The following is a 26436-nucleotide window of genomic DNA, read 5'->3' on the forward strand; positions in this document are numbered from 1 at the left end:
ACTATGTTTAAAAAATTATTTGGTAAAGGTAAAGAAGTAGATAAGAATATTCAAATTTATGCACCACTATCTGGAGAATATGTAAAAATCGAGGATATCCCAGATCCAGTTTTCGCTCAAAAAATGATGGGTGAAGGTTTCGGTATTAATCCAACTGAAGGTACTGTAGTATCTCCGATTGAAGGTAATGTAGATAATGTATTCCCTACAAAACATGCAATTGGATTAAAAGCAGAGAATGGTCTTGAATTATTAGTTCATATCGGGTTAGATACGGTACAACTTGATGGAGAAGGCTTTGAAGTACTTGTAGACAGTGGAGACACAGTTAAAGTTGGAGACCCAATCATCAAATTTGATGTTGAATACATCAAAAACAATGCAAAATCAGTTATTTCCCCAGTTATTATTACAAACTCTGATCAAACAGCATCTATTCACTTTGAAGACGTTAACGCAGTTGTTAAAGGTGAAACAAAAGTTATTGATGTGACAATGAACTAATGAAGAATTATTCATTTTATCAATTTGCTATGACAGTTAGAGGTAGAAAAGATGATAAAGGGCGCTTAGCTGAACAAATTTTTGAAGATTTAGCCTTTCCGCGTCATGAGAATGATTTCAATACTCTTTCTGACTATATTGAAACACATGGAGATTTCACATTATCTATGTCTGTTTTTGATGATTTATACGAAGAATATACTGAATGGTTAAAATTTTAGCATTTACATTTAAAGAGGTCGGGACGTAAGCGTTTAAGATTTGAATTGCTTAAAACGATAAACATTATGATAGTACAATACTTATTAAATCGTGAGCGCAATTCTTTCAATACTGCTTTTTAGATACCGTTACATTGGTTTCTAAAGCATTAAACCTTAATGTCTCTACCTCTTTTCTTTTATTCTATTTAATTCCATCTAGTATACAAATACGCCCTATGCTTTAGCCGCTGATATTTCAGTTGATTTTCCAAATTAATCCATACATACTATAAGTATCTTTTTGGAAATCAAATCGCTAGTTAAATAAAAAGTAACATACTAAAATAATAATGTATTATCAATGTTTTTAATTGAATACATCAATTTGAATGGTCACCAAAGATTAAGGGAGTGATTATGTGACGAATGATAAAGACGAACAAATCGAACAAGATCAACAAGAAGTAAAGCAGCAGAAAAAGAAGGATAAAGCTAAAAAGAAAATTCATCTTAAATTATGGCATTTGATTACACTCATTATTGGCATTATTTTGATTACTGCAGCTATTACTGTAGCAGCTACATTGTTAATTAGTCATCAAATGAGTGGACTGAATAAAGAACAACGTGCTAATTTACATAAAATTGAATATGTCTATAAAACATTAAATAAAGATTACTACAAAAATGAAAAATCCGATAAACTTTCTCAAGCAGCAATAGATGGAATGGTCAAAGAATTAAAAGATCCTTATTCAGAGTACATGACAAAAGAACAAACCAAATCATTCAATGAAGGTGTGTCTGGTGATTTTGTAGGTATCGGAGCAGAAATGCAAAAGAAAAATGATCAAATCAGTATTACGAGTCCAATGAAAGGTTCTCCTGCAGAAAAAGCAGGCATCAAACCAAAAGACGTCGTTACTGCAGTTAATCATAAATCAATCAAAAATAAACCACTTGATGAAGTTGTAAAAATGGTACGTGGTAAAAAAGGTACCAAAGTGACATTAACGATTAAACGTGGCTCAGTTGAAAAAGATATTGCCATTAAACGTGATACAATCCATGTTAAAAGCGTTGAATATGAGAAAAAAGACAATGTTGGCGTCATTACAATTAACAAATTCCAAAACAACACATCAGGCGAATTGAAAAATGCGATTAAGAAAGCGCATAAGCAAGGTGTGCGTAACATCGTATTAGACTTACGAAATAACCCTGGAGGATTATTAGACGAAGCAGTTAAAATGGCTAATATTTTCATTGATAAAGACAAAACAGTTGTTCAACTTCAAAAAGGTGACGACAAACAACAGCTTAAAACTGAAAATGATCCTTTAAAAGAAGCAAAAGATATGAAAGTGTCTATCTTAATCAATGAAGGTTCAGCAAGTGCCTCAGAAGTATTTACTGGTGTCCTCAAAGATTATCATAAAGCAAAAGTTTACGGTTCTAAGTCATTTGGTAAAGGTATTGTACAAACGACACGTGAATTCAATGATGGTTCTTTATTAAAATATACTGAAATGAAATGGTTAACACCTGATGGTCATTATATTCACGGTAAAGGTATTAAACCTGATGTTGAAATTGCTACACCTAAGTATCAATCATTAAGCGTTATTCCTAATGATAAGACGTACAAGTTAGGAGATAACAATAAACATGTTAAAACCATGAAAATTGGTTTAACCGCGCTTGGTTTCAAAGTAGATAATGAATCTAAATCATTTGATGCAAGTTTAGAGTCAGCAATTAAATCTTTCCAAAAAGACAATAATTTAACTGTTAATGGTGAATTTGATAAAGAAACAAATGATAAATTCACTCAAAAACTAGTCGAAAAATCTAATAAAAATGATACCGTTTTAGATCAACTGCTTAAGAAATTAAAATAAGTTTAAAATCATTTAAAAGCGTGAATTTAAAGATGAGAACATTTAACTAATAAACATAAATACAAAGAGGTGTTTTAGATTATGATTAGATTAGCAACGAAAAAAGATCTTTCTAGTATTGAAAAATTAGTAGAAGAAGCAAAAGAAATAATGGAGAAATTCAACAATAATCAGTGGGATGACAAATACCCTGTAACTGAACATTTTGAAGAAGATATCGAATCTGAAACACTTTATGTATTAGATGTAGATAATGAAATTTATGGCTTTATTGTCATCGACCAAAATCAATCAGAATGGTATGATGAATTAGAATGGCCAGTTGATCGTAAAGGTGCATACGTAATCCATCGCTTAGCTGGTTCACAATCTTATAAAGGTGCTGCAACTGAATTATTCCAATTTGCTGTTGATTTGACAGAAGATCATGGTGTACATGTTATTTTGACAGATACGTTTGCACTCAATAAACCAGCACAAGGATTATTTGAAAAGTTTGGATTTACTAAAGTAGGCGAAGCTGAAATTGATTACCATCCATTCGATCGTGGTGCACCATTTTACGCATATTATAAAAACATATAAGAATAGAGGTTATATTTATGACTAAAATCGCATTTACCGGGGGCGGAACGGTTGGACATGTTTCAGTCAATTTAAGTCTAATCCCTACTGCAATAGACAAAGGGCATGAGGCGTTTTATATAGGTTCCAAAAATGGTATCGAAAGAGAAATGATAGAATCACAATTACCTAATATTGCATACTATCCTATTTCGAGCGGTAAATTACGTCGCTATCTATCATTTGAAAATGCGAAAGACGTATTTAAAGTTTTAAAAGGTGTGCTAGACGCACGTAAAATCTTAAAAAAACAAAAGCCAGATTTACTATTCTCAAAAGGCGGGTTCGTATCTGTACCTGTTGTGATTGCTGCACGTTCTTTAAAGATTCCTACCATCATTCACGAATCTGATTTAACACCTGGCTTAGCAAATAAAATTGCATTAAAATTCGCTAAGAAAATCTATACAACATTTGAAGACACATTAAACTATCTACCAAAAGATAAAGCGGACTTTGTAGGTGCGACAGTACGTGAAGATTTAAAACAGGGAGACCAACAACGTGGCTATCAATTAACTGAATTTAAACAAGATAAAAAGGTTTTACTTGTTATGGGTGGTAGCTTAGGCAGTAAAAAATTAAATGATGCTATTCGTGAAAACCTAGAAGCATTATTACACCAATACCAAGTCATACATTTAACTGGTAAAGGTTTAGTAGATGATTCAATTAAAAAAGAGGGTTATGTTCAGTTTGAATTTGTTAAAGATGATTTAACAGATTTACTTGCGATTACTGATACAGTTATGAGTCGTGCAGGTTCAAATGCTATCTATGAATTCCTTACGTTACGAATTCCAATGCTATTAATTCCACTTGGACTCGATCAATCTCGCGGTGACCAAATTGATAACGCCAAAAATTTCGAGTCTAAAGGTTATGGTAAAGCCATTCCTGAAGAAGAATTAACGCAAGTAAGATTATTAGAAGAGTTGAATCACATTGAAACAAATCGTGATGATATCATAAAACAAATGCAAACATATAAAGAAAGTTATACTAAAGAAGATTTATTCGATAAAATAATCAAAGATGCTTTAGACAAATAGGGGGACAATGTAATGAGTCGATTAAAACGAATTTCATTACTTATCATTTTCACTTTGATATTTGGAATCATAGCATTCTTCCATGAATCACGCTTAGGTAAATGGATAGATAATGAAGTTTACGAGTTCATTTATGCATCAGAAAGTTTTATTACAACTTCAATTATGCTTGGTGCTACCAAACTAGGTGAAGTATGGGCTATGGTTTGTTTATCATTAATGCTTATCGCATATTTAATGTTAAAACGACTTAGAATTGAAACATTATTTTTTGTTATTGTGATGAGTTTATCAAGTATATTAAACCCCGTATTAAAAAATATCTTTGATAGAGAACGACCAACATTATTACGTTTAATTGATATTTCTGGTTTTAGTTTCCCTAGCGGTCATGCAATGGGATCAACGTCCTATTTCGGTAGTATCATTTATATCTTGAACAGAACTGATTCTGGTCTATCTAAAGGCATTTTAATTGGGTTAGCAGCTTCAGTCATTTTGATGGTATCTACATCACGTGTATATTTAGGTGTACATTATCCAACTGATATTATTGCAGGTATCATTGGTGGCTCATTTAGTATTGTATTATCAACACTAATCTTAAATGATAAATTAGCAGAATAATATTAGATTATAAAGCACCACATTTCAAATTAAGGAAATGTGGTGTTTTCATTTATCATTAATTGATTTTACTAATTTATAGAGCTAGAGCCTTCTAATACTTTTAAATTGTAAACAGAACTAAAAAAGCAGTAAACCTCAAGTGTCTAAAGGTCTACTGCTTTATTAAAACGTTTTTCAACGTTAGTCTTTTACGGGCATATAAAAGGGGATTATATGAAAATGACCAATCCTCAAGAACGAAATATATGTGGGGGGGAAAGTTCTTTTTGGTATTGATAATCATTTTCAACTATTATTATACACGACTGAGAATCATTGTCAATTAGAAATAGCAAAAAATAATGAACTCTTTATAAAATTTTAGTCACCATCAATTTTTACTATTTCTAATACGTGAAATAATAATAAAAATACTTCTCAATACCGACCATTTAACGGTTGAAAATATGATAAAATTTAGTTAAGAAGACAATTAATGGGTTATACACAAAGAGACAAAAGCATATGAATAAAGTCATCTAATTAATAGTAGACATATAGACTTGTTGTTTCCATGAAAGCAATGACTTGCTTTCGAAATCAGATGTCTACATTTACAACAAAGAACAAAAAAGATATATAAATCATTCATATGTTAAATGCGTTTATTTAACATTGTGCATAACCATATTAAGAGGTGCAAAGATGACAAACATTTTAATTGTAGAAGATGAAAAAAACTTAGCTCGATTTATTGAACTTGAACTCACACACGAAAATTATCAAGTCGATATTGAAAATGATGGTGCTACTGGTCTAGACAAAGCACTGAATAAAACTTATGATCTCATTATTTTAGATCTAATGTTGCCCAATATAAATGGATTGGAAATATGTCGTCAAATTCGTCAACAGCAATCAACGCCGATTATCATCATTACTGCTAAAAGTGATACATATGATAAAGTTGCCGGTTTAGATTATGGTGCGGATGATTACATTGTTAAACCATTTGATATTGAAGAATTACTAGCTCGTATTAGAGCTATTCTTCGTCGACAACCTAAAAAAGATACGATTAATATAAATGGTATTATTATAGATAAAGAAGCTTTTGAGGTCACAGTAGATGGTACTCAATTAGATTTAACTAAAACTGAATATGACTTATTCTATGTGTTGGCAGAAAATAAAAATCATGTATTACAACGTGAACAAATCTTGAACCATGTATGGGGATATAATACAGAGGTTGAAACGAATGTCGTAGATGTTTATATCCGATATTTAAGAAATAAACTAAAACCATTTGGTAAAGATAAAGTAATTGAAACAGTACGTGGCGTAGGGTACGTGATTCGATGATGAAACAACGAAAACTCAAATATAAGTGGATGTTAATCACAACATTTATAACTTTTATCACAATCGTGTTATTCTGTTTGGTTATCATCTTCTTTTTAAAGGATGCTTTGCATGATAGTGAGCTAGACGAAGCTGAACGAAGTTCTGACGATATCATCAATTTATTTCATGCCAAACCTTTAGATGAAATATCAGCCTTGGATTTAAATGCTTCTTTAGAAAACTTTCAAGAAGTAACTATTTTTAATACTAAAGGAAAAAAATTATTACAAACAACAAATGAAAATTTACCTTCTGTACCTTCTAATATTGGCCTTTCACACCCTGAAAGAGTCAAAATCATCAAATACAAAGGCGTTGATTATCTAGCAATCACAGAACGTATCCATACTAAAAATTTTAATGGATATAGCGTATTAATACATTCCTTAGAAAATTATGAACATCTTGTACAATCTTTATATATAGTTGCCATTGCATTCGGCTTAATAGCTACAATCATCACTGCCATTGTCAGTTATATTGTCTCATCACAAATTACCAAGCCCATTGTTACTATGTCTAACAAAATGAATCAAATTCGACGAGACGGTTTCCAAAATAAATTAGAGTTAACAACAAACTATGAAGAAACTGATAATCTCATCGCTACTTTCAATGAGATGATGTTCCATATCGAAGAAACCTTTAATCAACAACGACAATTTGTAGAGGATGCTTCGCATGAATTAAGAACGCCATTACAAATTATTCAAGGTCATTTGAATTTAATTCAAAGATGGGGTAAAAAAGATCCAGCCGTGTTAGAAGAATCACTAAATATTTCTTTAGAAGAAATGAATAGAATTACCAAATTAGTTGAAGAATTATTATTATTAACAAAAGACAATGTTAAAAGTGGGCAACTTGAAAAAGAACTCGTAGATATCAATTCTGAAATATTATCTAGAGTCAAATCACTTAAACAATTACACCCGGATTATACGTTTGATATTGAACTAGATGAAAAACCTTTAAAAATTAAAATGAATCGTCATCAGTTCGAACAACTCATTTTAATATTTATAGACAATGCAATGAAATATGATACTGAAAATAAATTAATTCAGATTAAGACTCAACTTAAAAACAAACAAATTAGTATAGAAATTACAGACCATGGTTTAGGTATACCAAAGCAAGACCTGGAATTTATATTTGACCGTTTTTATCGTGTAGATAAATCTCGTGCTCGTAGCCAAGGTGGTAATGGTTTAGGTCTATCAATTGCTGATAAAATTGTTCAATTAAACGGAGGATTTATTCAAGTAGAAAGTGAAGTGGATCAGTACACAACATTTAAAATCATATTTTAACGACACCAATTATTACTATATGACTATCTGAACAATAATATTTTGTATACCTAATTAAGCTTTTAGTTTACATCTTTAAAGCCAACATTTTAATATAATTAAATTAATGCAGAACCAAATTTATCTTGGTTCTGTTTTTTTACAATAATAGGTAAATCCACTTTAACAAAATTTGAAATAATGCTATTATTGTCTTGTAAGCGTTTCAACATTTTTGTGGAGGGTGTAATATGACAAAGGACAAGAGAGAAGTTACAGAGGCACCTGTAAACTTCGGCGCAAATCTAGGGTTAATGCTAGATTTATACGATGATTACCTACAAGATCCATCATCAGTACCCGAAGATTTACAAGTCCTATTTAGTACAATTCAAACAGGGGAAGCTCATATCGAAGCTAAACCAGCCGCTAATGAGGGTGGTTCACAATCTGGTGACAGTACAATAAAACGTGTCATGAGATTAATCGATAACATTAGACAATACGGACATTTAAAAGCAAATATATATCCAGTCAATCCTCCAGAGCGTAAAAACATACCTAAATTAGAAATAGAAGATTTCGATTTAGATCAAGCTACTTTGGAAAATATCTCAGCTGGAATCGTATCAGAACACTTTACTGATATTTATGATAATGCATATGAAGCTATTGTTCGTATGGAAAAAAGATACAAAGGTCCTATTGCGTTCGAATATACGCATATTAATAACAATAAAGAACGTGTATGGTTAAAACGTCGTATCGAAACACCATATAAAGCAACATTAAATAATAAACAAAAAACTGAATTATTTAATAAATTGGCTCATGTTGAAGGTTTCGAAAAATATTTACACAAAAACTTCGTTGGTGCAAAACGATTCTCTATTGAGGGTGTCGATGCTTTAGTACCAATGCTGCAACACACGATAACACTAGCTGGTGAAGCTGGTATTAACAATATTCAAATCGGTATGGCACACCGTGGTCGTTTAAATGTACTGACTCACGTATTAGAGAAACCATATGAAATGATGATTTCTGAATTCATGCATACTGATCCTATGAAGTTCTTGCCAGAAGATGGTAGCTTAGAATTAACTGCTGGTTGGACTGGTGATGTGAAGTATCACTTAGGTGGTGTAAAAACTACAGATTCTTACGGTATTGAACAACGAATCGCTTTAGCAAATAACCCAAGTCATTTGGAAATTGTAGCGCCCGTTGTTGAAGGTCGTACTCGTGCTGCTCAAGATAATACGCAACAAGCAGGCGCACCACAAACTGACTTCCATAAAGCTATGCCAATTATTATTCATGGTGATGCTGCTTATCCTGGACAAGGTATTAACTTTGAAACAATGAACTTAGGTGATTTAAAAGGCTACTCTACCGGTGGTTCTTTACACATCATCACAAATAACCGAATCGGTTTCACAACTGAACCAACAGATGGCCGTTCAACAACATACTCAACAGATGTTGCTAAAGGTTATGATGTTCCTATTTTACATGTTAATGCTGACGACGTTGAAGCAACAATCGAAGCTATTGATATCGCAATGGAATTCCGTAAAGAATTCAATAAAGACGTAGTTATCGACTTAGTAGGTTATAGACGTTATGGTCATAACGAAATGGATGAACCATCAATTACAAATCCATTACCATACCACAATATCCGTAAGCATGATTCAGTAGAACTTGTTTATGGTAAAAAGTTAGTGGACGAAGGCATTATTAGTGAAGACGAAATGAATCAAGTCATTGATAGCGTTCAAAAAGAAATGCGTGCAGCACATGATAAAATTGATAAATCAGATAAAATGGATAATCCAGATATGGAAAAACCAGAATCCTTACAACAACCACTTAAAAGTGATGATAAGGAATTCACATTTGATCACCTAAAAGAAATCAATGACGCGATGTTAACTTATCCTGAAGGATTCAATGTACTGAAAAAATTAAATAAAGTACTTGAAAAACGTAAAGAACCATTTGAAAAAGAAGATGGCTTAGTAGATTGGGCACAAGCGGAACAACTTGCTTTTGCAACGATTTTACAAGATGGCACATCTATTCGTTTAACTGGTCAAGACAGTGAACGTGGTACATTCAGTCATCGTCATGCAGTATTACATGATGAAGAAAATGGCGACACATTCACACCATTACATCACGTACCTGATCAAAAAGCATCATTCGATATTCATAATTCACCATTATCAGAAGCAGCTGTTGTTGGTTTTGAATATGGTTACAATGTCGAAAATAAAGGTAGTTTCAACATTTGGGAAGCACAATATGGGGACTTCTCAAATATGGCTCAAATGATGTTTGATAACTTCTTATCAAGTGCGAGAGCAAAATGGGGCGAACGTTCAGGTTTAACATTATTCTTACCTCATTCATTTGAAGGTCAAGGTCCAGAACATTCATCAGCACGCCTTGAAAGATTCTTACAACTTGCAGCAGAAAACAATAGCACTGTAGTTAACTTATCAAGTGCAAGTAACTACTTCCACTTACTACGTGCGCAAGCAGCAAGCTTAGATTCTCAAGAAATGAGACCATTAATTGTTATGTCACCGAAAAGTTTATTACGTAACAAAACAGTTGCTAAACCAATTAATGAGTTTACGACTGGTGGTTTCAAACCAATCATTGCTGAAGATTATGAATCTGATAAAGTTAAAAAAGTAATATTAGCTTCAGGTAAAGTATTTATTGACTTAAAAGAATATTTAGCTAAAAATCCTGACGAATCTGTATTACTTGTAGCAGTTGAAAGATTATATCCGTTCCCTGAAGAGGAAATCCAAGAAATTTTCGATCAACTACCAAATCTTGAATCAGTATCTTGGGTACAAGAAGAGCCTAAAAACCAAGGTGCATGGTTATTCGTTTATCCTTACCTAAGATCACTAGTTGGTGATAAATACGATTTAAGTTACCATGGAAGAATCCAAAGGGCAGCACCAGCTGAAGGTGATGGAGAAATCCATAAACTTGTTCAAAATAATATTATTGAAAGTAGCATTACTAAATAAATAGGGGGAAATTCAAAATGCCAGAGGTTAAAGTTCCAGAATTAGCAGAATCAATTACAGAAGGTACCATTGCAGAGTGGTTAAAAAATGTTGGAGATAGCGTAGATAAAGGTGAAGCTATTCTTGAATTAGAAACAGATAAAGTAAACGTAGAAGTAGTATCAGAAGAAGCAGGTGTCTTATCAGAACAACTAGCTAACGAAGGCGATACAGTTGAAGTAGGTCAAGCTATCGCAGTTGTTGGCGAAGGTAGTGGTAATGCATCAAGTGGTTCATCAGATAATCAAACTCCACAAAATAATGATGAAACTAATAAAGACGATCAACAACCTAAAGAGACATCACAACCATCAAACGATAATCAAACATCTGATCAATCACAAGATGATTCAGCTAATAACCAACGTGTGAAAGCAACACCTTCAGCACGCCGTCATGCTCGCGCTAACGGTGTTGACTTAAGTGAAGTTGCTGGAAAATCAAATGACGTTGTTAGAAAAGAAGATGTAAACAACAGTCAAAATCAACCTCAACAATCATCTCAAAATGATAACAAACCTTCTGGTAATGAAGCTAAAAAATCTAGTGACAAACCATCTAAACCAGTTATTCGTGAAAAAATGTCACGTAGAAAGAAAACTGCTGCTAAAAAATTATTAGAAGTATCTAATAACACTGCAATGTTAACAACTTTCAATGAAGTTGATATGACAAATGTTATGGATTTACGTAAACGTAAAAAAGAACAATTCATCAAAGACCATGATGGTACTAAATTAGGATTCATGTCATTCTTCACTAAAGCTGCAGTTGCTGCACTTAAAAAATATCCAGAAGTTAACGCTGAAATTGATGGCGAAGACATGATTACTAAACAATACTATGATATCGGTATCGCTGTATCTACTGACGATGGTTTATTGGTACCATTCGTAAGAGATTGCGATAAGAAAAACTTTGCTGAAATCGAACAAGAAATCGCTAATTTAGCTGTCAAAGCTCGCGACAAAAAATTAGGCTTAGATGACATGGTTAACGGTTCATTCACAATCACGAATGGTGGTATCTTCGGTTCAATGATGAGTACACCAATTATCAATGGTAGTCAAGCTGCTATCTTAGGTATGCACTCAATCATTACACGTCCAATTGCAATTGACAAAGATACTATCGAAAACCGTCCAATGATGTACATCGCATTAAGCTATGATCACAGAATTATTGATGGTAAAGAAGCAGTAGGATTCTTAAAAACAATCAAAGACTTAATTGAAAATCCTGAAGATTTATTATTAGAATCTTAATTCAAACGACTAAAGTTGAATATAACTGAAGAACCAACGGTGATTCATTTCACCGTTGGTTCTTTATGTATTAATTAATACTTTGGTAGTATATGATTTTAATAAAATGAATGATACGCTTACTTTAAAGTTTAAGTTAACTAGCATTTTAAGTGGAGGTGTATTGATGTCAAATGAGGCAATTGTTGTAAATCACATATCAAAATTAATCAATCATCAAGAAATTATAAATGATCTATCGATAACTATTCCAAAGCATAGTGTGACTCATATACAAGGACATAATGGTACAGGCAAAACAATCACATTACAATTACTTGCACAGCTTATAAATCCCAGTAAAGGCAACATTAAAGTTAACGGTCGTATCAGTTATGCACCTGATTATCTTCCAAATGATTTAAATTTAACAGTAAGAGAATATCTATCATTTATTCGACATCTCAATCATTTACATATCAATGATCAATATTTGAACAATATGATTTCAAATATGCATCTTGAACCATTTCTCTCACATAGATTAAAAAATTGTTCTAAAGGAACACAGCAAAAGGTAAATCTTATTCAATGTCTAGTTACAAAGGCAGATGTATACTTATTAGATGAACCATTTAGTGGACTTGATCAATCATCTTTAGCTTATATACTGTCTCAACTTGAGTCATTAAAAAATAAGGCAACAATCATATTTACTGCTCATGATTCGCTCATTAATCATCGCATTATCACTCATACATTTGATCTCGAAAGCCAAGAATTAAAAGAAATGACAACGACGATGTCAAAATACAAAATAGTTAGTTTCAACATAGATAATATAGAAAATAAGGAAGATTTTATCTACCACTTTAAATCGAAACATGACATTACTATTTTAAAAAGTACTAATAATAATACTTACATCAAATTAAGAGTTCCGGTAGAAGAAACAAATAAAATTTTGAAAAGGTTAATCAATAAGAACGTAACTATCGATTCAGTTGTCAACGAGGAGGGAGATTAATGCGTTTTACAGCTTATCAATTAAAAAAATTAATAAGATCTTACACATTTATACCTCCCTATATCATTTATATGATTTGGATAGCTATGCTTTATGTTTATAGTGGGCAATCCATTTTATCAAGCTACGCATCATCAACTATTGTATTATTAGCTGTGTCAGCGTGGTTAACAAATAATATATATCAATTAGAAAATAATAAAGAACGACAGTTATTATTTATACAATTTAACTCTAAACTCAAATATCTGACACATAAATTATATTTTAGCTTTTTGACATTAATTCCTTTAATCATTTTTTCAATACTTTACCCCATTCTATTCAATCGATTTTCAGAGAAAATGTCTTTTATACATTTGACTCTGGCATTATATATACATGCTATAGTTGTTATCTTTGGTGTGTTAATCGGTACCTTTATTTGTATTCAAAATGTCATGTCGAGAAAATATAGTTGGCTATTAATGATGCTAATCATTCTTTTATCTATAATGCGACACACCATAATTCTGAGCCTACCAGCTACAAAATATATATTATGGCTTATACCACCAGTAGGTGACTTCATTCAAATATACCAATATTCACTAAATCACCTGATATCATTTCATTTCTTATTCATTAGTGGATGGATTGGTAGTTATATCTTCATTTTCACTTTGAGATTGTATTATTTATTTTCTAAATCAGAATATTTATAAAATCAAATAAAAAATATCAAAAGCCAGTAAACGGGTCAATATAAACTCATTTACTGGCTTTGTCCATGTTTAATATCTAAAACTATAAGATCATATTTTAGTATAAGACGATAACTTCTATAATTGCTAAAATAATACATACAATAAATGCAATTAAGAAATATTTAAAGCTTGGCTTTTGCTTATTTTGCAAATTCGTAAAAACTTGTATACCTGAATAAGCTGCTATTAAAACTGTAATTACAAATACAATCCACATCGTAGACATGTGTATGCCTCCTTATCTAATCTCTATACTTATATTTTAATACACTTTTGTAACAATACCAAAATGAATTTTAACTTAATTTTGAAAAATGAATTACATTCAAACTAAAAACAATTTATAATTCTACCATTTCGAATAGCAAATCATCACAATAGTTCATCATATAAATCATCGTGAAAATACGTTATAATAATATTGTAACGATAAATGATTAGGGGTGTCAGTATATGAGCGGACTTAGAAGTGTCACGTTAGGTACCAATGACCTATCTAAAACTAAAGATTTATTTGAAAATATATTAGGTTTTAATTCATCTGAAAAAGGTGAACATGCTTTAAGATTTGGTGATGCTAATTTAAGCCCAGGTACTCGCATACATTTTGTGGAAGTACCTAAAAACAACTATCAGAACTTACATATCGATAGCGTTGGTTTAAGAACACCATCAGATTCTGGTTTAGATGAATATCAATCTATTTTCACAAATCATCAAATGTCATATAGCTCAATTACTGAACTCAATGGTAATAAGCACTTTAACTTCAAGGATCATAATCAACAATTATTTGATATCTATTCAAATGAACATAATACAGGTGTTCCATTAGGCATGCCATCATTTGAAAGTACTGTTAATCCGCTACATCAAATTCAAGGTTTGGGGCCTGTAATTCTTAAGGTTAATGAATTGCCAATCACAGCATCTATCCTTACGAATGTATTCGGTTTAAATATATTTGCAGAATATCATCCCTCTGAAGAATCAACTCAAGCTATCCAAGTATTTAAAATTGGAGAAGGTGGCCTTGGTGGTGAACTGCATCTATATGAAGCAGAGACAGAAATCAATAATGAAGATGTAGGTATGGTTGAACAAATAGAATTTTCCACTCAAAATAAGTCGGAATTTGAAAATGCTAAGCAAACATTAGATGATATAGGTATACCATATCAAACATTAGAACAAGATGATTCTGATTCATTACGAATAACTGAAAACAGTGGTATTTCATTCATTTATACACTAGAAAAATAAAATTATTAAAATAATCATAGAGGTAGGGAATTAAAGATGTTACACGAAACATGGAAAGAACGTACACCAATTAAAAAAGTAGAAGTGACAAATACAGATGCGAAGAAGTTCACTGTATCTGATATGCTTACTGTTGGTAAACAATATGATGTCATTAATGAAACTGAAGAATATTATCAAATCATTGATAATTCAGGTTTAGTTGGTGGCTATTATAAAACATACTTTAAAGAAGTTTAACATCGTTTCAATCAGTTTAGACTGTCAAACAAGTATATAAAGACAATAGTCAACAAGACTAAGACAATTGGAAATCCAAACCCACATGTCTTAGTCTTTTTCATATAGATAAAAAAGGAGCATATGATTTATGGTACAAGCACAATATAAAAATGCTGACGTTTCAGTTTTTAATGATGCGAAAGCATTATTTGATTTAAATAAGAATATTTTATTAAAAGGACCAACAGGTTCTGGTAAAACTAAACTTGCAGAAACATTAAGTGAAGTTGTAAATACACCTATGTATCAAGTTAACTGTTCAGTCGATTTAGATGCAGAAAGTCTATTAGGATTTAAAACGATTAAAACGAATGAACAAGGGCACCAAGAAATCGTATTTATCGATGGACCTGTTATTAAAGCCATGAAAGAAGGGCACATCTTATATATTGATGAAATCAATATGGCTAAGCCCGAAACATTGCCTATCTTAAATGGTGTGTTAGATTACCGTCGACGTATAACTAATCCATTTACAGGTGAAGTCATACAAGCAAAGCCTGGCTTTAACGTGATTGCCGCAATCAATGAAGGCTATGTAGGTACACTACCAATGAACGAAGCACTTAAAAACCGATTTGTTGTGATACAAGTGGATTATATCGATGGGGATATTTTAAGTCATGTTATTAAAGAACAAAGTCGTTTACAAGATGATGCAACTATCCAAAAAATCATTAAATTCAACGAAGATTTACGTACAATGACCAAACAAGGTCAAATTTCTGAAGAAGCTGCAAGTATACGTGCACTGATTGATTTAAGTGACTTAACAACTGTTATGCCTATTGAACGTGCGATTAAACGTACAATTATAGATAAACTTGAGGATGAACGAGAACAGCAAGCCATCATAAATGCAATTGAACTTAACTTTTAGAGAGGGATAAATCATGAGCGACCGTTTCATTAAATTTAACGACGAACAGTTAGATGCTAAACAAGTGATGATGTTACAAGACTTAGCTCGTTTACTTTTAAAAAACGAGCAAACCCAAGTTAAAATTCAAAAATTCCCTTTTTACAATCCATTTAGTAATACCCTTATTACAAGTTGGTTTTGGTCCCACCGTCCAAAAGAAGTCGAAGCTGCTGGCCTCAAAACAGATGTTATGTTAGCGGCCTATGGTTATCAAATGATGGATGTAGATATCGTTAATGAGGTGTTACACAATAACGAGTTTAAACATCCTAAATTTTTCCAACAACTATTTAAATTATTAGAAGATATACGTATATTTAATGAAATTAAAATACAACGTCCAAGCACTACAAAGTATATAGATTTACGTTTAAATACAAGACTTACATTTACTGAATCACAAATTAATGTTTATAAAACGAAAACACTATACACTGATTTATTATTTTTATATTTAGAACATGCTTTTATTAATCAAAACTTCTATGATATACCATTTATACATCCAAAATTTGATGACGTCTTAGTCAATATGTATCAATATTTGCCTAACTTCTTTCAAAATCAAAACTCTGAAGACAATATGTTTTTAGCTGAACGTATATTATATCAAGTAGATGATTTATTAAAAGAAGATATGTTAAATGAATATTACTATATACCTAAAAATCTGTATGAAGATATTCAACAAGAGCTGTTTGAAGACTTAAAACGAACAGATGCTGCTAATACAGATGGTAAAGATCAGTCACAAGAAGAAAATGATGCTGTAACAGCTGAAGCAGAAACCAAAGCTGCTGATAGTTCTTCTGAAGGTGGCGCTTATCTCGAAATGGAACTACATGAGGGAGAAAACAGTGAAGTGATGGCTGACAATGATACAGCTAGAGAAGGGGACGCATCCGATGACATGACCGATATGATGACTAAAAAAGGTAAAGGGTCTCAAAACACGCTTGATCGTGAAGAAGGTGGCTTTATTGGTCAAAATAGTGCTTTTGCATTAGAAGGCATTAATCAAAATGTTGATATTAAATGGAAAGTCCCTGACATTTTACCTGAATACATCCAGGCTTATGAAGATGTTAAAAATGATGTGCAATTTGAAATTAAAGATTTAATCCAAATTATTAAAAAGACAATCGAACGTGAACATCAAGATGAGAGACATAATCTAACTAAAGGCCGTTTACAGAAAAATTTAATCAATTGGTTTATAGATGACCAATATAAATTATTCTATAAAAAACAAGATTTAAGCCAATCATTTGATGCTACATTCACATTATTAATCGATGCTTCAGCTAGTATGCATGATAAAATGGACGAAACAATTAAAGGTGTCGTACTCTTCCATGAGACGTTAAAAGAATTGAATGTAAAACACGAAATATTGGCTTTTAACGAAGATGCCTTTGATTCAGATGATACGAAGCAACCTAATATTATAGATGAAATCATTCATTACGACTATTCAACATTGAAAAAAGATGGACCTCGTATAATGGCTTTAGAACCACAAGATGATAACCGTGATGGCGTTGCCATTCGCATCGCGAGCGATAGATTAATTCGTCGCAGTCATCATCAACGATTTCTCATTGTCTTTTCTGATGGAGAGCCTTCTGCATATAATTATAGTCAAGATGGCATCATAGATACGTACGAAGCTGTTGAAAATGCGCGTAAATTTGGTATAGAAGTCTTCAATGTATTCTTGAGTCAGGATCCAATTACCGAAGATATAGAGCAGACGATTCATAATATTTATGGTCAATATTCAATATTTGTAGAGGGTGTTGAACATTTACCAAGCTTACTATCACCATTATTGAAAAAACTATTACTTAAATCTTTTTAAAAATATGTCTAATTGATAAATTTAAATTAACTAAGTTTTTAAATTTTCTGAAATTATATAGACTTATGAATTATATCTATGCTAGAATGTTTAATGTTGCATATTTAAGGACAAAGGAGCAGCATTATGAACAAGAATACATGGATTGTAGGGTTCACACTTTTTGCTATGTTCTTTGGTGCAGGTAATTTAATCTTCCCAACGAACTTAGGTTTAGATAGTGGACACTTTTTCTGGCCTGCGATTCTCGCATTTGCACTAACTGGTATAGGACTGCCATTACTTGGCGTTGTCGTTGGTGCACTTGATAAACAAGGTTATATTGGTGCATTTAATAAAATATCACCAGTTTTTTCGATAATATTTTTAATAGTGATATATTTAACTATTGGACCATTATTTGCCATACCTCGTACAGCCTCAACATCATTTGAAATGACTATCACACCGATAGCACATACGAATGGCAATCTGGCTTTATTTATATTTACACTTATATACTTTATTATCGTATTATATTTATGTATTAACCCAAATAAAATGGTCGATCGTATTGGTTCCTTACTTACGCCACTATTACTGATCACTATTTTAGCAATGATTGTTAAAGGGTTTATTGATTTTAGTGACCATTCATCAAGTCATGGTAATACAGAACTTTTCAACAGTAATATAGGTAGTTTTTCTCAAGGATTTACACAAGGTTATTTAACAATGGATGCGATTGCTGCTATTGCATTTTCAATGATCGTAGTAAATGCGATTAAAGCAACAGGCGTCAATCATGCTGATAAGATATTTAAGCAAACCTTAATGGCTGGTTTAATCGCTGCTGTTGCGTTAATTTTTATCTATATTTCTTTAGGATTTATTGGAAATCATATTGATATTTCAGACGCAAAATTGAAATCACTTGCTGCTAAAGACCAAAACGTAGGGACATTTTTATTAACGACAATGGCATCTACTGGTTTTGGAACTTTCGGTAAGTATTTGTTAGGTATCATTGTAGCTTTAGCCTGTCTAACAACAGCATGTGGTTTAATAGTTGCAGTAAGTGAGTATTTCCACAGAATTATACCTAAAATTTCTTATAAAACATTTGTAATTTTCTTTACTATTATTAGTTTTATAATTGCCAATCAAGGTCTGAATGCTGTAATTACAATGTCACAACCTGTGCTAAGTGTCATCTATCCTGTAGCAATCACAGTAGTATTACTCATATTGATAGCCAGATTCATTCCGACTAAACCAATTACACAGCAAATCACTGTTATTGTAGTTGCAATCGTATCTATCTTGAGTGTGATTCATACACAAGGGTGGTTAAAACTGAGCTTCATGGACCATTTATGGCTTAAAGATTATTCATTAGAATGGTTCCCAATTGCTGTAATAACTACCATCATTGCATATTTTATTGGCATTTTTATCAAACAACAACCTATCGTTTATCAAAAAGAATAGACATCAAAAAAGCTTCCCTAAAATTAAATAGGGAAGCTTTTTTATGGTTCTTTTCGCATTGATAATAAATGTTGTTTCAAGTCATTTTCAAGTCCTGATAATTCTTTTTCTGCAGCTTGTCGTTTTTGACGACCTTCATGTTGAATTTGTAATGTTTGTTCAATAGTATCAATAATATCATTTTGTGTTTGTTTTAATGTTTCTATATCAACAACTCCGCGTTCGTTCTCTGTTGCTGTTTCAATCGCATTTTGTTTCAACATCGATGCGTTTTGTGTTAATAAATCATTCGTTGTATCAGTGACTGCACGTTGCGCTGATACTGCATTGCGTTGACGCATCAGTGTTAATGCAATAGCCATTTGATTTTTCCATAATGGAATACTGGTTAGAATTGAACTTTGAATTTTTTCAGCTAATGCCTGATTTACATTTTGTATCATACGTATTTGTGGCGCAGTTTGAATTGCAATTTGTCTTGAAAGTTGTAAGTCATAAATTCTTTTTTCCAAACGATCCACAAATTGTTCCATATCTGCGACTGCTTGAATATCCATCTGATTGCCTGATGTTTCAGCTTTCTTTTGTAACTCTGGAATAGTGTGTTGTTGAATATCTAGCTTTTTACGTTGTGCAGCTGCAATATAAAGCGTCACATCATCAAAATATCGCTTATTTTGATCATACAAACCGTCTAATAAATCAATATCCTTTGTTAAGTTACCTTTATGCTTTTCCAATTGAATGGTGATTCGATCAATCTGTGAACTCACTGATTGCATTCTAGAGAAAATCTCATTTATAGAAGATTTCGTTCTTCTAAAGAGACGTTTTAGCCTAGATTGTTTACTAGGGTCTAAGTCATTAGGGTTCACAGATTTTAATTTACTCATCAATTGGTTTAATGAATCACCAACAGGGCCTATATCTTTTGATTGTACATCATCCAACATTTGATGTGAAAACTGTGACATATTTTGTTGTAAGTTTGTACCAAAAGATAATAGACCATCGTGATCAAGTGGCTTAATTTGTTCACTAATCTCATTAATTCTTTTTTGATCAGCTTCAGTAAATTGATGTTCAAAATCTTCTACAATCGTATTAGGTTGCTCAGATTGATGATTGAAATATTGATCAAGAGGGTGTGATGGGGTACGTTCTTGTTCATTTGCCATATCCATTAACTCTCCTTATCTTTATTGTTTTTTTCGACGCTGTTGTTCTAATTTATTTAATTCCATTTCTACATCTAATCGTTCGTAATCGTCTTCATTCAGTTGTTTTAAATCCGCTACTAAAGTTCGTTTTACTTCGTCTAACGTAATTCTTGTTTGTTCTAATTTCTGCTTTTCTTCGGGAGACTTTTTAGGCATTTTAGTTAATCTCGTATATGAATCTACTAAATTCAAGGCATTATCAATATGCGAATAAAAGAATCCTTCTACTTTAAAAAACATACCTGGACGTTGTCTCACACTCATATATATCGAGCGAGAGATTCTATATATATCGTTGACCTGTCTGAAATCTTTAATAGAACGAATATTGATAAAAGATTTTAAAATCAATCGTATTTTAGATTGCGCTTGGTTTAATTGGCTTCTAACATATCTATATTCTTTTCTAGTTAAACCTATTTCATTTAGATATTTACGCGAAGTCAAGCGTTGAGTAGGGAAATACGATAAGACAAATCCACCCAAACCAATGACCCCGTCGATGATAAATGACAGATCAAATCCAAAGATACTAACCATCCAAGCAATTATCGCTACCGGTATACCTACCATCGCCCCCAAAACTCTTGAAATATTATATCTCAACTGCCATCTTCCTTTATTAGTATTTATTTAAATTGTATTGAATTCAGTTAATGATTCGTCTATCTCTAAATCTTCTACTTGATAGTTAGTTACATGTGAGGCAGGAGAAGCACCTGCAATAACGCTATTTATAAATGCTTCTAAATGTTCTTTTTCTCCTTGAGCATATATATCAACATAGTCTTCAACATTCTGTACCGTACCTACAACGTGATGTTGATTACCTAGTCTTTGAGTGTAAAATCTAAAGCCGACACCTTGTACTGTGCCAAATACTTGTATATGTTTACGTTCCATTATTATCACCTCATATCACTATTATAAGGATAATGACGTAAAAAAACTAATAATTGCTATATCGTCTATCAGTCAAAAGTATGAGTCTTCTAACTTGATTTTGATATACAACCAGTTAAAATTATCAGTATAGAATTTTAAGAAGAAGGGGATACATATGTGGACGGTTGCAAAAATTAGAGCTGACTATGAAGGTTGGTGGTTGTTTGAAGATTGGCCAGAAAAGATTGTGAAACAATCTGAGTTTTCTACATATGAAGACATGTTAGCTGCTTACTGTAAATTAATCAAAGATTGCAACGATTATTACGATAACTGTGTGATGGGGAAATATAACATGTACGCATTTTACAATAATTGTGATTTAAATTTTTGTGAAGATTGTGATGAGGATTTGCAAATATTTTATAGTTTTATTGTTTTAAAAAATAATGAAGTTTATTATAATCTTCCAAAAATAGTTTAAATGATAATTTCCTATAATTGTATTGCAATTTTGCATTATATAAATTATAATATCAAGTAAGCAATAGTTTTATTCCATATTGCAAAAAATATTTGCTATTATCATTATGAGTAATTAGGTCATGTATTTTTTGTAATATGCGAATAACGCATATTGAATGAATTTTAGTCTTGGAGGTTTCAGATTATGAAACAAGGTACAGTTAAATGGTTTAACGCTGAAAAAGGATTCGGCTTCATCGAAGTTGAAGGAGAAAACGACGTATTCGTACATTTCTCAGCAATTAACCAAGATGGTTACAAATCATTAGAAGAAGGTCAATCAGTTGAATTTGAAGTAGTTGAAGGCGACCGCGGACCACAAGCTGCGAACGTTGTAAAACTATAATAAATAGATTGTAATTAATTGACTTTATTAACTAACACCTTACCAAGATGTAAGGTGTTTTTTTATGCCGTTCATTCAATATGCTTTGTGAATATAAGGGATACTTATAATATCATAATTAAAAAACGTTACTTTTCGTCTTTAGAGTTAAGTAACGTTTTTTTATGTTTAACTTCTCGAAAATCATTTAGATATAATATCTCTCAAAATCTAGAAAAAGGCTATAACAACTAGTTTCAACAACTAATTGTTATAGCCTTATGAAATGCCAATTAAGGTTAATTTTAATTATTTAGTATCGTTAATAATAAGTTGTCTTAGTGATTGACGTTTAATCACTTCACGTGCTTTTCCATCTTTAATAAAGAATACTGATGGTTTTTGCATTTGATTATAATTAGATGCCATAGAATAATGATATGCACCTGTTGATAAAATTGCTAAATAGTCGCCACGTTGTATAGAACTTGGTAATTTTGCATTCTTGATGATAATATCACCAGACTCACATAATTTACCCGCAATAGTTACTGTATCATCCGCTTCTTCTTGTCGATTTACAAGTAAAGCTTGATACTTAGCATCATAAAGTGCGGTTCTAATATGATCACTCATACCACCATCGATAGATACGTATTTATTAATTTCCGGTATTTCTTTAATCGTACCTACTTCATACAATGTTATTCCAGCTTCACCAACAATAGAACGACCCGGTTCAATGCCTATTTCAGGTGTTTCCATATTTAACTGATTCGCTTCATTTTTAATTGCATCAGTGATTTCAGCAATGCCACTTTCAATAGGGAAGCTAACATCTCCTTCAACATATTTGATGCCAAAGCCACCACCAAGATTAAGTAAATCAACTTGAATTTGTTGATCGTTTAACCAATTCATAACTATTTTGGCAGTTTCAATAAATGCTTCTGTACCTTCAATTTGAGATCCAATATGAATATGTACACCTTTTAAGTTAAGATGTTTAGCTTGTTTAATTTTATCAAATGCTTCATTGGCTAAGCCATAACGTATCGATAATCCAAATTTACTATCCTCTTGCCCAGTTTGGATAAATTCATGTGTATGTGCTTCTACACCTGGATTGACTCTTAATACTACTTGTACCGTTTCACTAGCATATCGATCGATTAAATCGATTTCTTCTAAAGAATCTATGACAAAATATCCGATATGATTGTCTAAGGCATATCTAATTTCATGCTTCGTTTTATTGTTACCATGGAAGTGTATACGACTTGGGTCAAAGCCAGCTTCTAATGCAGTATACAATTCTCCTTCAGATACAACATCTAGTTGTAAATCTTCTTCTTGGACTAATTTAACCATTTGTATACATGTAAATGCTTTAGAGGCATATGAAATATTATATTTTAATCCACTTTGTTGAAATGCTTTATGATAACGACGCATTTGATTTCGAATTTGTTCTTCATCATAAACAATTGTTGGGGTACCAAAGCTTTGTGCAACTGTTTTAAGGCTTGTACCTCCCATTGTTAATTCGCCGTATTCGTTATATTCTACTGTCATCTTTATCTATACTCCTTTATAAGAGAATCGTGATTCATAGCGCTCAATTGTTCTGAATTTGCTCCCACACCCTTAAAGGTATATTCATCAATGCGCATACTATCATTATATAATACAACTTGATCTTGTGCATGTACGTGTTCATCAACTTCTACAAACATATGGCTCATCATTAATGCACGAATAGGGTAGCGCTTGCCATTAATAAGTGCTTCATGTTGTGCTCTTGTTCTTAATATACCGTCACCATAACCAACATCTACTACAGCAAGCTTAGTATTATCGTGTTGTGTTTCAAAAGCCCAACTATAGCCACAATAGTCACCATTTTGAACTTCTCTAATTTGAATTACATTAGCCTTTACAGTCAATGCTTGTTGGATAGTTGATTCATCCAAATCACTATATGGGCGTGAACCATATAAAGCGATTCCTACTCTAGCATGCGTATGGTGGGGGAGAACAACTTGTCCTTCACGATAATAGCTTGCACTATTTTGAGAATGTATATAATCGAATTGATACCCTTCATTTAATAATGTATGTAAAACATTCAACCATGCTGAACGTTCTTCATCATATTCTGGCACCCCAAATTCATCAGCATATCCAAAATGTGTCCATAAGCCTGAAATGATCATACGTTCAGCGTTCTTATTCTGTTGATGATCTTGTAATACCTCTTGAATCTCTTCTAATGTTTTAAAACCAGAACGATGTAGTAAATTTTCAAACTCTAAATGTACATGAATATCTCGTAAATCTGCTTTATGCTCATAATAAAAATTTAAAGAAGGTAAGGTCATATGAATATGATAATCACGAACCGTATCAAAATCATATACTGCATTCATAAGAAATACAGTTACGTCTGGTGCTAATTCACGTACTCGAACTGCTTCTTTAAGTGACGTCGTACTAAATGTATTGATACCTGCACGTAAAAATTGTTTAACCGCAAATTCTAAACCATAGTGGTAAGCGTTATTTTTAACAACGGCCATAATGGGTTGTTGATTTTTCACTTTCTTAGCATTGTTATAAAATGCTTCTGTATCGACTGACCAAATTGCTGTCAATGCTTACACCTCTTTATAATTTAATAGTAATTGTTCATAATAATTAGCTACATCTATTAATACCTTTTCATCAAAATTCAGATGAGACGTATGTAATCCTGTCACATAACCTTTTTCTTTATTTCGAGTGCCAACGAATACAAAATAAGCAGGTGCTAATAATTGACCATAGAAACTAAAGTCTTCACCGAATAAGAATGGTGTGGGTTTGTCGATGACTTCTAGATTAGCATTGTTAAGTGCTTGTTCAACAGGTTCACGTAATTTGGGACTATTCATTGTAGGTGGATAGCCTTCCTCAAATTTGACTTCACAAGTCACATTAAATAACAAAGAGACACTTTCAGCAATTTTTTGCATTTGATTTTTTACAATAGTTAGATCATCGACATCATATGTTCGGATTGTTCCTTCTAAATAACCATTACTTGGTACTGTATTGATAGCTTCACCAGCTTCAAAATGACCCATATGTACAATATTTCGTTTTAAACCATTTAAATGAAATTGTTGTATTTGTCCCACTTGTGTTAAGACATGTTGTAATGCTTCACCACATGAATAACCTTGTTCTTTATCAGCAACGTGACTAGATAGACCTGTTAAATAGAATCGGTACTCTGTCGCACTTGCAGTAATTTCTTCGTCTCTAATTACAACAGTACCCTCGTCAGAAAAAGGATTAACGTGAATACCAAATACAGCTTCAATAGGGTATTTTTCAAAAGCTTTGGCTTTTATAAGTCGATGTGCACCACCGCCTGTTTCTTCTGCAGGTTGGAATATAAATACAATATTGTGGGGGAGCGTACCTTTATCTGCCATTACTTTACAGCGCTGAACAAATAGCATCAATGCCGTTGTATGACCATCATGACCACATGCATGCATCACGTTATCATTTTGACTACGATACTCTACATCATTTTCTTCAAAAATAGGTAATGCATCTATGTCTGCTCTATAAGCGATAGTATGTTGACTATTACCTTCAAGATATGCAATCGCACCAGTTTCCAATGGACGTTCAAAGGGAACATCTAATTCTGTTAAGAAATCCGTGATGTACTGTGTAGTTTTATATTCATGTAAACTTAATTCAGGATGCTGATGTAAATGTCGACGGTGTGTTGTTACAAATTCTAATTCATTCATCTTTATCAATCCTTTCATTGTAATAATCCCAAAAAATACTTTTAAGTATCATGATAATAAAAAGTCGAAACAATGAGGAGGGCGATGTAATCATTTGAACGTTAGGGCGTTAAGCACACTCACGTTCAAGTTCAAACCTTAGGCCACTCCTTTGTTTCAACTGACATATA

The 26436-nt window shown here is 32.2% G+C and carries 24 protein-coding genes and 2 pseudogenes; 19 read left to right on the forward strand and 7 right to left on the reverse strand.

The features are described 5' to 3' along the window. The first annotated feature begins 3 nt into the window (after positions 1–3). The 12 genes and pseudogenes from LPC11_RS06875 (at position 4) to LPC11_RS06930 (ending at position 12958) form a co-directional block, all read left to right on the forward strand. On the forward strand, positions 4–504 hold the full coding sequence (locus tag LPC11_RS06875) for a PTS sugar transporter subunit IIA (RefSeq protein ID WP_023372478.1): 501 nt from the start codon (positions 4–6) through the stop codon (positions 502–504). Then, a complete protein-coding gene (locus LPC11_RS06880) occupies positions 504–725 on the forward strand; it encodes a YozE family protein (RefSeq protein WP_002451177.1) in 222 nt (73 codons plus the stop codon). The genes LPC11_RS06875 and LPC11_RS06880 overlap by 1 nt, the downstream gene beginning before the upstream one ends. A gap of 485 nt (positions 726–1210) precedes the next feature. Further along, positions 1211–2608, forward strand: a pseudogene (locus LPC11_RS06885) (S41 family peptidase); the annotation flags it as partial. 81 nt (positions 2609–2689) lie between these two features. Continuing rightward, positions 2690–3193, forward strand: coding sequence for a GNAT family N-acetyltransferase (locus tag LPC11_RS06890; RefSeq protein ID WP_023372474.1), 504 nt, complete (start codon positions 2690–2692; stop codon positions 3191–3193). A gap of 17 nt (positions 3194–3210) precedes the next feature. Beyond that, complete coding sequence (locus LPC11_RS06895; protein WP_023372472.1) at positions 3211–4284, forward strand: undecaprenyldiphospho-muramoylpentapeptide beta-N-acetylglucosaminyltransferase; 1074 nt, start codon at positions 3211–3213, stop codon at positions 4282–4284. 12 nt (positions 4285–4296) lie between these two features. Beyond that, complete coding sequence (locus tag LPC11_RS06900; protein WP_023372470.1) at positions 4297–4911, forward strand: phosphatase PAP2 family protein; 615 nt, start codon at positions 4297–4299, stop codon at positions 4909–4911. Positions 4912–5133: 222 nt separating this feature from the next. Further along, positions 5134–5272 (forward strand): annotated as a pseudogene (locus LPC11_RS06905) (hypothetical protein); the annotation flags it as partial. A 326-nt stretch (positions 5273–5598) separates the two neighbouring features. Continuing rightward, positions 5599–6258 (forward strand): response regulator transcription factor, encoded by a 660-nt coding sequence (locus LPC11_RS06910; protein ID WP_023372468.1) that lies wholly within the window; start codon positions 5599–5601, stop codon positions 6256–6258. Next, positions 6255–7613 carry a HAMP domain-containing sensor histidine kinase gene (locus tag LPC11_RS06915; protein ID WP_023372465.1) on the forward strand — a complete coding sequence of 453 codons (1359 nt, stop codon included), beginning with the start codon at positions 6255–6257 and terminating at the stop codon, positions 7611–7613. Before LPC11_RS06910 ends, LPC11_RS06915 begins: the two co-directional genes overlap by 4 nt. 230 nt (positions 7614–7843) lie before the next feature. Next, positions 7844–10648: a 2-oxoglutarate dehydrogenase E1 component gene (locus LPC11_RS06920; protein WP_023372463.1), complete on the forward strand. Its 2805-nt coding sequence runs from the start codon at positions 7844–7846 to the stop codon at positions 10646–10648. 17 nt (positions 10649–10665) lie between these two features. Continuing rightward, positions 10666–11952: a dihydrolipoyllysine-residue succinyltransferase gene (gene sucB / locus LPC11_RS06925; RefSeq protein WP_231307190.1), complete on the forward strand. Its 1287-nt coding sequence runs from the start codon at positions 10666–10668 to the stop codon at positions 11950–11952. A gap of 166 nt (positions 11953–12118) precedes the next feature. Next, positions 12119–12958, forward strand: coding sequence for an ATP-binding cassette domain-containing protein (locus tag LPC11_RS06930; RefSeq protein WP_023372459.1), 840 nt, complete (start codon positions 12119–12121; stop codon positions 12956–12958). Between the two features lie 801 nt (positions 12959–13759). Here the strand turns inward: LPC11_RS06930 and LPC11_RS06935 are convergent. Further along, positions 13760–13930 carry a hypothetical protein gene (locus tag LPC11_RS06935; RefSeq protein WP_041613550.1) on the reverse strand — a complete coding sequence of 57 codons (171 nt, stop codon included), beginning with the start codon at positions 13928–13930 and terminating at the stop codon, positions 13760–13762. A 227-nt stretch (positions 13931–14157) separates the two neighbouring features. Here LPC11_RS06935 and LPC11_RS06940 point away from each other — a divergent pair, with 227 nt between their 5' ends. The 5 genes from LPC11_RS06940 to brnQ3 all read left to right on the forward strand — a co-directional run bounded on the left by LPC11_RS06940 (position 14158) and on the right by brnQ3 (position 19502). Then, positions 14158–14967: a VOC family protein gene (locus tag LPC11_RS06940; RefSeq protein WP_023372455.1), complete on the forward strand. Its 810-nt coding sequence runs from the start codon at positions 14158–14160 to the stop codon at positions 14965–14967. A 36-nt stretch (positions 14968–15003) separates the two neighbouring features. Further along, positions 15004–15207: a DUF6501 family protein gene (locus tag LPC11_RS06945; RefSeq protein WP_002451189.1), complete on the forward strand. Its 204-nt coding sequence runs from the start codon at positions 15004–15006 to the stop codon at positions 15205–15207. A 130-nt stretch (positions 15208–15337) separates the two neighbouring features. Next, positions 15338–16129 carry an ATP-binding protein gene (locus tag LPC11_RS06950; RefSeq protein WP_023372453.1) on the forward strand — a complete coding sequence of 264 codons (792 nt, stop codon included), beginning with the start codon at positions 15338–15340 and terminating at the stop codon, positions 16127–16129. Positions 16130–16142: 13 nt separating this feature from the next. Further along, positions 16143–18032, forward strand: coding sequence for a vWA domain-containing protein (locus LPC11_RS06955; protein WP_023372451.1), 1890 nt, complete (start codon positions 16143–16145; stop codon positions 18030–18032). A 126-nt stretch (positions 18033–18158) separates the two neighbouring features. Further along, on the forward strand, positions 18159–19502 hold the full coding sequence (gene brnQ3 / locus LPC11_RS06960) for a branched-chain amino acid-like transporter carrier protein BrnQ3 (RefSeq protein ID WP_023372449.1): 1344 nt from the start codon (positions 18159–18161) through the stop codon (positions 19500–19502). 41 nt (positions 19503–19543) lie between these two features. Here the strand turns inward: brnQ3 and LPC11_RS06965 are convergent, their stop codons facing one another. The 3 genes from LPC11_RS06965 to LPC11_RS06975 are packed head-to-tail and all read right to left on the reverse strand — an operon-like array spanning position 19544 to position 21625. Continuing rightward, the gene (locus LPC11_RS06965; RefSeq protein ID WP_374101324.1) at positions 19544–20686 is read right to left on the reverse strand and encodes a toxic anion resistance protein; all 1143 of its coding nucleotides are present in this window, start codon (positions 20684–20686) and stop codon (positions 19544–19546) included. A 15-nt stretch (positions 20687–20701) separates the two neighbouring features. Beyond that, positions 20702–21328, reverse strand: coding sequence for a 5-bromo-4-chloroindolyl phosphate hydrolysis family protein (locus tag LPC11_RS06970; RefSeq protein ID WP_041614011.1), 627 nt, complete (start codon positions 21326–21328; stop codon positions 20702–20704). 27 nt (positions 21329–21355) lie between these two features. Beyond that, on the reverse strand, positions 21356–21625 hold the full coding sequence (locus tag LPC11_RS06975) for an acylphosphatase (protein WP_023375303.1): 270 nt from the start codon (positions 21623–21625) through the stop codon (positions 21356–21358). Positions 21626–21782: 157 nt separating this feature from the next. On the opposite strand from LPC11_RS06975, the gene msaA reads away from it, so the two are divergent. Together msaA and cspA are read left to right on the forward strand one after the other, a co-directional pair. Continuing rightward, the gene (msaA, locus tag LPC11_RS06980) at positions 21783–22091 is read left to right on the forward strand and encodes a regulatory protein MsaA (protein ID WP_023375302.1); all 309 of its coding nucleotides are present in this window, start codon (positions 21783–21785) and stop codon (positions 22089–22091) included. Positions 22092–22277: 186 nt separating this feature from the next. Next, the gene (gene cspA, locus LPC11_RS06985; RefSeq protein WP_002433901.1) at positions 22278–22478 is read left to right on the forward strand and encodes a cold shock protein CspA; all 201 of its coding nucleotides are present in this window, start codon (positions 22278–22280) and stop codon (positions 22476–22478) included. A 288-nt stretch (positions 22479–22766) separates the two neighbouring features. Here cspA and lysA read toward each other — a convergent pair whose 3' ends face one another. The 3 genes from lysA to LPC11_RS07000 are packed head-to-tail and all read right to left on the reverse strand — an operon-like array spanning position 22767 to position 26266. After that, positions 22767–24032 (reverse strand): diaminopimelate decarboxylase, encoded by a 1266-nt coding sequence (gene lysA / locus LPC11_RS06990; protein ID WP_023375301.1) that lies wholly within the window; start codon positions 24030–24032, stop codon positions 22767–22769. A 2-nt stretch (positions 24033–24034) separates the two neighbouring features. Continuing rightward, positions 24035–25111: an alanine racemase gene (locus tag LPC11_RS06995; RefSeq protein ID WP_041614009.1), complete on the reverse strand. Its 1077-nt coding sequence runs from the start codon at positions 25109–25111 to the stop codon at positions 24035–24037. A gap of 3 nt (positions 25112–25114) precedes the next feature. Continuing rightward, positions 25115–26266 (reverse strand): amidohydrolase, encoded by a 1152-nt coding sequence (locus tag LPC11_RS07000; RefSeq protein WP_107566429.1) that lies wholly within the window; start codon positions 26264–26266, stop codon positions 25115–25117. Positions 26267–26436: the final 170 nt, after the last annotated feature.

Origin of the sequence: Staphylococcus sp. HL28 (assembly GCF_021117155.1) — a bacterium.
GTDB lineage: Bacteria > Bacillota > Bacilli > Staphylococcales > Staphylococcaceae > Staphylococcus > Staphylococcus warneri.

Excerpts from the sequence above, each read along its gene's own strand:
- LPC11_RS06875 (WP_023372478.1), top strand. The coding sequence starts at position 4 with ATGTTTAAAAAATTATTTGGTAAAGGTAAAGAAGTAGATAAGAATATT.
- LPC11_RS06880 (WP_002451177.1), top strand. The coding sequence starts at position 504 with ATGAAGAATTATTCATTTTATCAATTTGCTATGACAGTTAGAGGTAGA.
- LPC11_RS06890 (WP_023372474.1), top strand. The coding sequence starts at position 2,690 with ATGATTAGATTAGCAACGAAAAAAGATCTTTCTAGTATTGAAAAATTA.
- LPC11_RS06895 (WP_023372472.1), top strand. The coding sequence starts at position 3,211 with ATGACTAAAATCGCATTTACCGGGGGCGGAACGGTTGGACATGTTTCA.
- LPC11_RS06900 (WP_023372470.1), top strand. The coding sequence starts at position 4,297 with ATGAGTCGATTAAAACGAATTTCATTACTTATCATTTTCACTTTGATA.
- LPC11_RS06910 (WP_023372468.1), top strand. The coding sequence starts at position 5,599 with ATGACAAACATTTTAATTGTAGAAGATGAAAAAAACTTAGCTCGATTT.
- LPC11_RS06915 (WP_023372465.1), top strand. The coding sequence starts at position 6,255 with ATGATGAAACAACGAAAACTCAAATATAAGTGGATGTTAATCACAACA.
- LPC11_RS06920 (WP_023372463.1), top strand. The coding sequence starts at position 7,844 with ATGACAAAGGACAAGAGAGAAGTTACAGAGGCACCTGTAAACTTCGGC.
- sucB (WP_231307190.1), top strand. The coding sequence starts at position 10,666 with ATGCCAGAGGTTAAAGTTCCAGAATTAGCAGAATCAATTACAGAAGGT.
- LPC11_RS06930 (WP_023372459.1), top strand. The coding sequence starts at position 12,119 with ATGTCAAATGAGGCAATTGTTGTAAATCACATATCAAAATTAATCAAT.
- LPC11_RS06935 (WP_041613550.1), bottom strand. The coding sequence starts at position 13,930 with ATGTCTACGATGTGGATTGTATTTGTAATTACAGTTTTAATAGCAGCT.
- LPC11_RS06940 (WP_023372455.1), top strand. The coding sequence starts at position 14,158 with ATGAGCGGACTTAGAAGTGTCACGTTAGGTACCAATGACCTATCTAAA.
- LPC11_RS06945 (WP_002451189.1), top strand. The coding sequence starts at position 15,004 with ATGTTACACGAAACATGGAAAGAACGTACACCAATTAAAAAAGTAGAA.
- LPC11_RS06950 (WP_023372453.1), top strand. The coding sequence starts at position 15,338 with ATGGTACAAGCACAATATAAAAATGCTGACGTTTCAGTTTTTAATGAT.
- LPC11_RS06955 (WP_023372451.1), top strand. The coding sequence starts at position 16,143 with ATGAGCGACCGTTTCATTAAATTTAACGACGAACAGTTAGATGCTAAA.
- brnQ3 (WP_023372449.1), top strand. The coding sequence starts at position 18,159 with ATGAACAAGAATACATGGATTGTAGGGTTCACACTTTTTGCTATGTTC.
- LPC11_RS06965 (WP_374101324.1), bottom strand. The coding sequence starts at position 20,686 with ATGGATATGGCAAATGAACAAGAACGTACCCCATCACACCCTCTTGAT.
- LPC11_RS06975 (WP_023375303.1), bottom strand. The coding sequence starts at position 21,625 with ATGGAACGTAAACATATACAAGTATTTGGCACAGTACAAGGTGTCGGC.
- msaA (WP_023375302.1), top strand. The coding sequence starts at position 21,783 with ATGTGGACGGTTGCAAAAATTAGAGCTGACTATGAAGGTTGGTGGTTG.
- cspA (WP_002433901.1), top strand. The coding sequence starts at position 22,278 with ATGAAACAAGGTACAGTTAAATGGTTTAACGCTGAAAAAGGATTCGGC.
- lysA (WP_023375301.1), bottom strand. The coding sequence starts at position 24,032 with ATGACAGTAGAATATAACGAATACGGCGAATTAACAATGGGAGGTACA.
- LPC11_RS07000 (WP_107566429.1), bottom strand. The coding sequence starts at position 26,266 with ATGAATGAATTAGAATTTGTAACAACACACCGTCGACATTTACATCAG.